Consider the following 4784-nt stretch of genomic DNA (forward strand, 5'->3'; position numbering starts at 1 on the left):
GTTGCTGACATCAACTAAATACTTTTTTCTTTTACCTGTTTTTTTCTTGAAAACACCAGGGTTTATTAAAGTTACCCCTTTCTCAATCTTTTGTTTCTGTCATTAAAAAATAACCGCTTGACATATTACCAGATTGCTTTAGTATTTAAGTGTTCTTCTAATTGTTTAATTAGCTTTAGAAAGCGTCGATCAGCTTTTATAAATTCAAACAGGGGGTTAGCGAGCAGTCCGTTTAGCATACTTTGCTTAATCACCTCGTCGCTGCGGGGCGCGCCCACCCCTAGGTCAAAATCGGCAAACCAGGGCTCAATCTGGTCAAAATAATCGTCGCCATGGAGGCAGTAGGGGAAAAAACAGAAACGCAGACCTCGGTATAATCGGCCAGGTAAGCAAGCGCGGTGTCAGCGTCCTGATGGATCGCATAGACTTGGGCAGCGGAGTAGTAAACCTGTGCCATGGTGTTGGGGTGGAGGGCATCGAGTTGATAAAGCTCGGCGACCCCCAGGGTTCGGGTCAGAATTGTTTCGACCCGGTTAAGATCACTGGCGTTTAAGATCAGGTAAGATGGTGCCGTTGAAACGAGCATCAGCAGATGTTGATAGATACTGATCTGCAAGACCTGTTTGGCTTTATCTGGGTTACCAGCCATCTGATAGGCCTGAGCCAGCATTTCGGTATCAGTGGGGAAGGGGCGGACAGTTTCACCAAACAGTTCCATCACCTGCGCGGGTTGATTAAGCATCAGATAGCAGGTGCTCTCAACCGCGAGTGCATCGCGAGACAGGGTCATGTTGTCACTTTCGGTTCTAATCCGCTGGCACAGATTAACAGCATTTTCCAGCAGCGCCTTGGCACCCTCCGGGTCTGCCGCCAACATATGATGGTTGGCAAAGAGCACCGCCATCTGCAACAGCAGCGGAAAACAGGAGTAATACTTTTTAATGATGGCCTGACATTCGGCCAGTACCTCAGCCACCGGTTTAGCGGCAAAATCATCAGCTAGCCGATGATACAGATTTTTGATATCGGTCGCAGTTAGCTGCGGAGAATAACCCATCAGATCATCGATGCTGATATTAAAATAAGCACCAAGCTGGGGCAGCAAGGTTATATCTGGGTAGCTCTGACCGGTTTCCCATTTTGAAACCGAAGCCTTAGAAACCCCAATATAAGCGGCCAGATCTTCTTGAGTCAGACCTTTTTCACGGCGTTTAGCAACAATAATTTTTCCAATATTAATTTCCTTCATTTCATCACCTCACTATGATTATAAAAGCTTTTGCAAAAAAGTACAATCGATTTGCAGTTGATTATGGTTGATCGAATCAACCAACGGGTGATTCGATTAGCGCAGACTGATGCAATGGCCGTAACAACTTTTCAAAGGCAGGGTTCTGAAAAGTTTATAATTAATTGCAACAGCCAAACGTCGATATATTTAGGTAACGGGGCAAAAGATCAGGAACTGAGCATATCAAAAAAGCTATTCATGTTGACAAATTTTGCGAAATGATGTAAACTCAATCCAGAATTGATTAAGTTTTTTATGAAAGGAAATATAAAATGGAAGATGAACCTGGGGAAACTGAGAATTGCATAAAGAATTTAAAAATGTATCGTGCTAATCTCATAAATTTCGATCGCTTTTCTTACTATTTGAGGCCGTAATACCTAATCAATGGTTATTACTGTGTCTTTTTTTGTAGTTAAAATTAGGAGGATAAACGATTGATTACAGAGATTATTTTTTTATTTGTGTTGGTTTTTGTAAATGCATTTTTTGCTGCTTCAGAAATTGCACTGATCTCATTGAATGATAACAAAATCAAATTGATGGCAGAAGATGGCAATAAAAAAGCCTAGCAGCTGGTCAAGCTACTTGGAGAACCCAGTCGATTTCTGGCGACCATTCAAATTGGGATTACTTTAGCCGGATTTCTGGCCAGTGCTTTTGCTGCGGAGAGCTTTGCTGACCCGATTGTGTCGCTTTTAAAACAGTATAATATTCCTGTCTCGGACGGCATTTTAAAAGCCACCACCCTGGTAGTGATTACCCTGATTCTTTCATACTTTACATTAGTATTGGGTGAACTCGTACCCAAACGTATTGCCATGAAAAAATCTGAAGGTATTGCCTTCTTTGCAGTGGGACTTTTATCAAAAATCACAGCACCAGTTGTTAAACTCTTAACCACATCAACCAACTTTTTTGTCCGCTTGGCAGGTATTGATCCCAATTCTGATGACGACGATGTTACCGAAGAAGAAATCAGAATGATGGTGGATGTTGGTGAAGAGAGAGGCGCCATTAACGCGCGAGAAAAAATCATGATTAATAATATTTTTGAGTTCAACAATAAATCGGTATCCGATATTATGACCCATCGGGTTGATTTGTTTTCTGTAACGGTTGAGATTGAGATGAAAGATTTGATCGAATTGATAAAGGATGAAAAATATACCCGAATTCCTGTCTATGAGCGATCGGTTGATAATATTATCGGGATCCTACATGTGAAGGATTTGATTTTTTTAATTAATGAAGAAGCAACAACACATTTTCAGATTAGGGAAAATATTAGAGCCCCATTTTTCGTTTCTACCGTCAAAAAAATTGATGAATTGTTTGTAGATATGCAAAAGGCTAAAACCCATATAGCGGTAGTCATCGATGAACATGGAGGAACAGCAGGGATTGTAACTATTGAAGACCTGATTGAAGAAATCATGGGTAATATTTTTGATGAGTTTGATGACGAAGAAATTGAATTCAGGAAGATCAAAGATCATACCTATGAGGTTAGTGGGATGATCAGTCTAGATGATTTGGAAGACCTGATTGATTTAGACTTACCCGTCGATGACTACGAAACCTTCAGTGGCTTTTTGATTGGCCTGATAGGGAGTATCCCATCTCAAGGAGATGTAATTGATCTGGAATACCAACATTTAAGAATAAGTATTCTGGAGGTTTCCGCCAAGCGGATTGAAAAAGCTGTGATTTATATTAATGATGAGGATAGTGACAACGGAAATGGATGAAGAACATGGAGAAACATCGAGTATTAAGCATGGTGTAGGTGAGCTTAAAAAAATAAGCTTTTTTTTATCAGGGTTAAAACATCTTTTTACCATCGCAGGCCGTGACGCAGTAATTTTCGCGGTCTATTTTTGTTTCTAAAACTTATAGAACGGAGATTTTGGTTGACAGAATATAGTTTTTTGTCTTAGTTAAAGTAGCTGTGATGAGTAATGTTTCTTGTCCACTGATTTTTGTCTAATCGATTAATGACAGTAAGTTTGTGGTGTATTATTCAAATGCGACTCAATCTAAGCAGATGGGTTCTTAAAAAAGCAAAAATAAAGGAGGATTTATAATGAAAGCATATTATCAAATGCCATGTGAAGAAGTGATTAAGCAGTGTAACAGTAAGTCAACAGGTTTATCTAATGAAGATATAGCTAAACAGCGTGAGATCTATGGTACGAACCAAATTGAAGAAAGCAAGCGAGTATCACCGATCATTATTTTTTTCGCGCAGTTTAAAGATTTCCTTGTCATCATCCTGATGGTTGCAGCGATCGTTTCAGCGATGATGGGCAAAATAGAGAGTACATTAGTTATCATTGCGGTGCTCCTTCTTAATGCATTACTAGGAACGATACAGCATATAAAAGCAGAGCAATCGCTAAGAAGCTTAAAGGCGCTTTCAGCAACAAATTCAAAGGTACTACGTAACGGGAATGTAGGCGAGATTCCTTCCGCAGAGGTTGTTGTAGGTGATATCTTAATAATTGAAGCCGGTGATTTTATTTCAGCCGATGCCAGGCTTATCGAGAGTAATAGTTTGCAAGTAAGCGAAAGTGCTTTAACCGGAGAGTCGGTTAGTGTTGAAAAAGGAACAGAGATTATCGAGAAAGAGGATGTGGCGATCGGCGATCAAGTGAATATGATTTTTTCGAGTAGCCATGTCACCTATGGTCGTGGTAAAGCAGTAGTAACTGGTGTTGGTGCAACTACTGAAATTGGACGAATCGCATCGCTTTTAAAAAGCACCAAAGAAAAGGCTACGCCGCTTCAGAAAAATTTGGATAGTTTCGGGAAAAAGCTGGCGTTGCTGATCATTGTTATTTCGGGTATGGTATTTGGACTTAGCTTGTATCGAGGTTCACCGATTATGGATTCGCTCATGTTTGCCATAGCTCTGGCAGTGGCAGCAATTCCGGAAGCGCTGAGTTCAATTGTGACGATCGTTCTAGCCCTGGGCACAAGAAAGTTAGCCGAAGAAAATGCAATTATTCGAAAGCTACACTCTGTTGAGAGTTTGGGGAGTGTATCGATTATCTGTTCGGACAAGACAGGTACATTAACACAAAATAAAATGACGGTACAAAAAATCTTCACAAACCATCAGCTCGTTGAGGTCGATGCAATAGATCAAGAAAATAAGCTCCACCATAAACTGGTGATTGCGGGTCTATTATGTAGCGATGCAATTACCGTCAAAGATAGAGAGATTGGTGACCCGACTGAAATTGCCTTAGTTGATCTTGGAGAGCGACTACGTTTGGATGAATTGGTTATTCGCGAAACGATTCCACGAATATCAGAACTACCGTTTGACAGTGACCGAAAGCTGATGACGACATTGCAATACATCGATGAGAAAGCTGTTGTTTTTACCAAGGGTGCTATGGATGTTCTCTTGATACGTTCAACACATATCGAGACAGCAGAAGGAGTTCGTCCGATAACACAGGCAGATAAAGAACTTTATAATAAA

3 protein-coding genes and 1 pseudogene are annotated in these 4784 nt (G+C 40.5%); 3 read left to right on the top strand and 1 reads right to left on the bottom strand.

The window, feature by feature from the left end; translation table 11 throughout:
- Positions 1–280 precede the first annotated feature (280 nt).
- Positions 281–1249: a helix-turn-helix transcriptional regulator gene (locus tag QZ998_RS09610; RefSeq protein WP_296560068.1), complete on the bottom strand. Its 969-nt coding sequence runs from the start codon at positions 1247–1249 to the stop codon at positions 281–283.
- 506 nt (positions 1250–1755) lie between these two features.
- Between QZ998_RS09610 and QZ998_RS16910 the strand changes: the two are divergent.
- The 3 genes and pseudogenes from QZ998_RS16910 to QZ998_RS09625 form a co-directional block, all read left to right on the top strand.
- A pseudogene (locus QZ998_RS16910) lies at positions 1756–2310 on the top strand (DUF21 domain-containing protein); the annotation flags it as partial.
- 66 nt (positions 2311–2376) lie between these two features.
- Positions 2377–3042, top strand: a complete 666-nt coding sequence (locus QZ998_RS16915) for a transporter associated domain-containing protein (RefSeq protein ID WP_366512424.1) — start codon at positions 2377–2379, stop codon at positions 3040–3042.
- 335 nt (positions 3043–3377) lie between these two features.
- Positions 3378–4784 (top strand): HAD-IC family P-type ATPase (locus QZ998_RS09625; RefSeq protein WP_296560070.1); only part of this gene is annotated, 1407 nt, incomplete at its 3' end.

This window comes from uncultured Acetobacterium sp. (assembly GCF_927416815.1).
Taxonomy (GTDB): domain Bacteria; phylum Bacillota; class Clostridia; order Eubacteriales; family Eubacteriaceae; genus Acetobacterium.

Excerpts from the sequence above, each read along its gene's own strand:
- QZ998_RS09610 (WP_296560068.1), bottom strand. The coding sequence starts at position 1,249 with ATGAAGGAAATTAATATTGGAAAAATTATTGTTGCTAAACGCCGTGAA.
- QZ998_RS16915 (WP_366512424.1), top strand. The coding sequence starts at position 2,377 with ATGACCCATCGGGTTGATTTGTTTTCTGTAACGGTTGAGATTGAGATG.